Below are 3,710 nucleotides of genomic sequence, written 5' to 3' on the forward strand. Positions count from 1 at the left end.
CCCGACGCCAGGAACGCCGACGCCCCCGCCCGAGCCGACTCCCCCGCCCTCCCCCGCGCCCCCGCCGACCGAACCGCCCGCGCGCCCGGCACCAGCACCTTCACCGGAACCGGAACCGCCCGCCCCGCCCTCGCCGGACCCCCTTCCCCCGCGGCCCGCCCCGAAGCCGCCGTCCGCCCGCCCCGCGCCCCTCCCGGAGCGGCCCGCCCCGGCACCTCCGACCCCGGCCTCGCCGAAACCCGCAGCCGCGCCCCCGCCCTCTCCCACGCCCACCGTGCGCCCCTCGCCGCCGACCCCAGAGCCCGTGGCACTGCCCCATTACCGGCGCACCACACGCGACCAGCCGAAGGGCGGCACCTCCGTCGTCACCGCAACGCTGATGATCACTGCCCCCGCCGTGCTCGCCACGGCGATCCTGCGCGTCCGGTCCAAGTGACCGGAGCACCGCCGCACCCGACCCCGTCCACCCGTTGCCCCGTCGCCCCCTGCCGGAGGAACTCATGTCCGAATGGCTCGTCCTCTCCGTCGCCATGGCCGCCGCCTGCGCCGTCGTGCTCACCATCGTCGTCATCAACAACCGCCGCATCCCCGAGGACGACGACCCCAGCGAGACCCCGGACGTCATCGAGTACATGACGATGATGATCGGCGTGATCTACGCGATCGTCCTCGGCCTCGCCATCGCCGGCGTCTGGGAGGCCCGTGGAGCCGCCCAGGAGACGGTGCGCCAGGAGGCCCAGGCGATGCACGAGATCTCGGCGCGCGTGGAGGTGTATCCGCAGGAGGTCCGCACCCGGATCCGCGACGACGTCGACGCGTACGTGGCCTATGTGATCCGCGACGAGTGGGCGTACATGGCCGAGAAGGGAGAACTCAGCGACGAGGGCACCGCGCTCCTGGAGCGGGTGCGACGGAGCGTCACCGACTACCAACCGGCCGATGACTTCGAGGGACAGGCCTACCAACCGCTGGTCGACCTGGTGGCCGCCGCCGACGACGCGCGGGGGGCCCGTGGGCAGAGCGCGGGCGCGACGATGCCGGGGGTGGTCTGGTTCGGACTGATCATCGGGGCCCTGGTGACGGTCGGTCTGATCTTCACCCTGCAGATCCGCAGGACCGGGCGGGAACTGCTGCTCGCCGGACTCTTCAGCGTGCTGATCGCCTTCCTGCTCTTCCTCATCTGGGACTTCGACGCGCCGTTCGACCGGGGCATCGCGGCCACCGCCGCGCCGTTCACCGACCTCTTCCCACAGGTCACACGGTGAGCCGACACGTATGCGTGGGCCGTCCGGGGGACAACGGTGCCCCATTCGCACGCCTGGGATCGCGCCTGTGATAGTGCGCTCCTAGCGTTTCGGGCAACGAGGTGCGCGGCCCTCCACGGGACCCCCTTCCGTGACTGCCCCTCGGGACCCGGAGGATTCACCATGCGCGCGATACGTGTCGCATCCACTGCCCTGTTGGGGGCGGCTGCCCTCGCCCTGGCCGCCCCCGAAGCCCTCGCGGCGGACGGTGCTCCCGCAGCCGCCGCCCCGCAGGCACCCAGGGCCAAGGCACCGGGCGATTTCGTCGTGTCGCCCGCGGTCGTCGCCCCGGGCGGCAGGGTGACGCTGAGCGCCCCCGGCTGCGCCAGTACGGCGACGGCCTCGGCCGGCATCTTCGACACCACCACCATCGCACCGGGCTCCGCGGTGACCGCGACCGTGGATGCGGACGCCAAGCGCGGCGCCGTGTACACGGTGCTGTTCCACTGCACCGGCGGCGCACAGGACACCGTCGCCCTGACGATCAGCGGCTCGTCCAGCGCCACCCCGACCATCAACGCCACGACCTTGACGCCCCCGCGCGGGGTGCAGGGCGGCCTCGGCGGTTCGATGGGCGGGGTCGATCCGCTGGAACTGGCCGTCGGAGGTGCCCTGGTGCTGGCCGCGGCCACCGGCACCGTCTATGCGATCCGCCGTCGCTCCGGCGCCGGTCGGCGCCACTAAGGGGTTCCCGCACCCGGACGCCCGTCACCCCCGGGTTCCGCAGGAACTCGGGGGCGGCGGGCACAACGGGCAGACCGGGAGGTTCGACCGGTCAAGCCCCTGCGCCGGTCGTGCGACGGCGACGGATGACGAAGAGCCCGCCGCCGAGGGCCGCCGCGGCGACGAGGCTTCCGCCGACGGCCATCTCGGTGGAGCTGGGGGCCAGCGAGCCGCCGAGACCGCCCTGCGCGCCGCGCCCCGGAAGGACGCGGAAGGGACGGGTGGCGACGGCCGAGTTGTCACTGCACTTGACGGCGAGGTTGTAGTTGCCCGGAGTGGCGTTGTCGTGGACCCGGGCGACGGCGCTGGAGAGCCCGTTCGAGTTGACCGAGAGGTTGGTCTCCGGGAAGGCGTTCGAGGTGACCGTTCCACCGTGACCGCAGCCCCGGACGGTGATCGTGAGGGTCGATCCCGGGTGGACGGCGGACGGGTTGACGGTGACGTTGGTCGGCCCGTTGGTGGCGACGGCGAGGGGGGCCGCGAGCCCGACCGCCGCGAGTGCGGTGGCGGTCACCGCCAGAGTGCGTGCAGCACGCATGGTTGAACCTCCAGTGGAAGACGCCCCAAAGCGGTGCTCCGGGAGTTTCGACGAGTACGCCTTCCATGACGAACCATCACAAGGCGTAGCAAGCCGTGCACCTCGACACTGGTCCACCTCGGTGAGGCGACACGCCCGGGACGGAGGCCCCCGGGACGGTGGAAGCGCAGGTCATGACCATCCGACCTGCTTATCTGACGATTACTCGGATGGGTCAGCCCCGCCGTCACCCGGCTGCCTTCCACGGGCACTGCTCCCGCTCATCACCCGACGCCCTTCGCCCGGGCGAACGGGACCACCCGTCCGGCTGGGCCCCCACCCGTTCGCGCCGTCCGGCACGACGTCCGGCGCGACCGCCCTTACCGTTCTGACGACGCCGAGAAGGGAGAACCATGCCCCCGAAGGACTTCCGCGTCTTCCCTCGCAGGAGACGTCAACCCTGGGGCGTCCTGGCCCTCGCCATGCTGTCCGGGCTTGCGATGATGCGCAACGGAGTGGACGTCGCCGCCGGGCCTCCGCAGCCCGCGGCAGCCGCACGGCCGGCGGCCCGTCCCGTCACCCCGCCGCCCCCCGCCGCGAGCACCGGCCTCGAACCGCTGCCCTTCGCCCCTGCCTCCCGGATCAAGATCCCGGCGATCCGGGTCGCGGCCCCCATCATGGACGTGGGCCTGGACGAGAACGGTTGGGTGGCGGCCCCACCGCCACAGGACCCCAACCTGGCCGGCTGGTACCAGAACGGCATCGCACCCGGCCAGCGCGGCACCTCCGTCATCGTCGGCCACGTCGACAACGCCAAGGGCCCTGCGGTCTTCTACGGGCTCGGCGCCCTGGAGAAGGGGCAGCACATCGAGGTCGAGCGGTACGACGGCCGGATCGCGGTCTTCGAGATCTACGGCGTCGAGGTCTACGCGAAGGACAACTTCCCCGGCGTCCAGGTCTACGCCGACAACGGGGAGCCGGAGCTACGGGTGATCACCTGTGGCGGCGGCTACACCCGTGCGCGCGGCTACGACGGGAACGTGGTCGTGTACGCGCGCATGGTCGGTTCGCGCTAGGCCGTGTTTTAGGAAGCGCGGGCGGCCAGCCACTTGGTGAGGTCGCCCGCGATGCGGTCAGTGTTGGTCTCGACGGTCACGTCGTGTTCG

At 72.2% G+C, this 3,710-nt stretch carries 5 protein-coding genes; 4 read left to right on the forward strand and 1 reads right to left on the reverse strand.

Annotated elements, in window-relative coordinates; all coding sequences use genetic code 11:
- Positions 1–304: 304 nt before the first annotated feature.
- From ACFW2Y_RS35050 to ACFW2Y_RS35060, 3 genes are all read left to right on the forward strand, one after another.
- Positions 305–436: a hypothetical protein gene (locus ACFW2Y_RS35050; protein ID WP_384887580.1), complete on the forward strand. Its 132-nt coding sequence runs from the start codon at positions 305–307 to the stop codon at positions 434–436.
- 64 nt (positions 437–500) lie between these two features.
- On the forward strand, positions 501–1,265 hold the full coding sequence (locus tag ACFW2Y_RS35055; protein WP_384887582.1) for a hypothetical protein: 765 nt from the start codon (positions 501–503) through the stop codon (positions 1,263–1,265).
- A gap of 162 nt (positions 1,266–1,427) precedes the next feature.
- Positions 1,428–1,988 carry a hypothetical protein gene (locus tag ACFW2Y_RS35060; RefSeq protein ID WP_384887584.1) on the forward strand — a complete coding sequence of 187 codons (561 nt, stop codon included), beginning with the start codon at positions 1,428–1,430 and terminating at the stop codon, positions 1,986–1,988.
- Between the two features lie 91 nt (positions 1,989–2,079).
- On the opposite strand, the gene ACFW2Y_RS35065 is transcribed toward ACFW2Y_RS35060, so the two are convergent.
- A complete protein-coding gene (locus ACFW2Y_RS35065) occupies positions 2,080–2,565 on the reverse strand; it encodes a hypothetical protein (protein ID WP_384887586.1) in 486 nt (161 codons plus the stop codon).
- A gap of 392 nt (positions 2,566–2,957) precedes the next feature.
- Between ACFW2Y_RS35065 and ACFW2Y_RS35070 the strand changes: the two genes are divergently transcribed.
- Complete coding sequence (locus tag ACFW2Y_RS35070) at positions 2,958–3,620, forward strand: class F sortase (RefSeq protein ID WP_384887589.1); 663 nt, start codon at positions 2,958–2,960, stop codon at positions 3,618–3,620.
- Positions 3,621–3,710: the final 90 nt, after the last annotated feature.

This window comes from Streptomyces sp. NPDC058877, assembly GCF_042742855.1.
GTDB lineage: Bacteria > Actinomycetota > Actinomycetes > Streptomycetales > Streptomycetaceae > Streptomyces.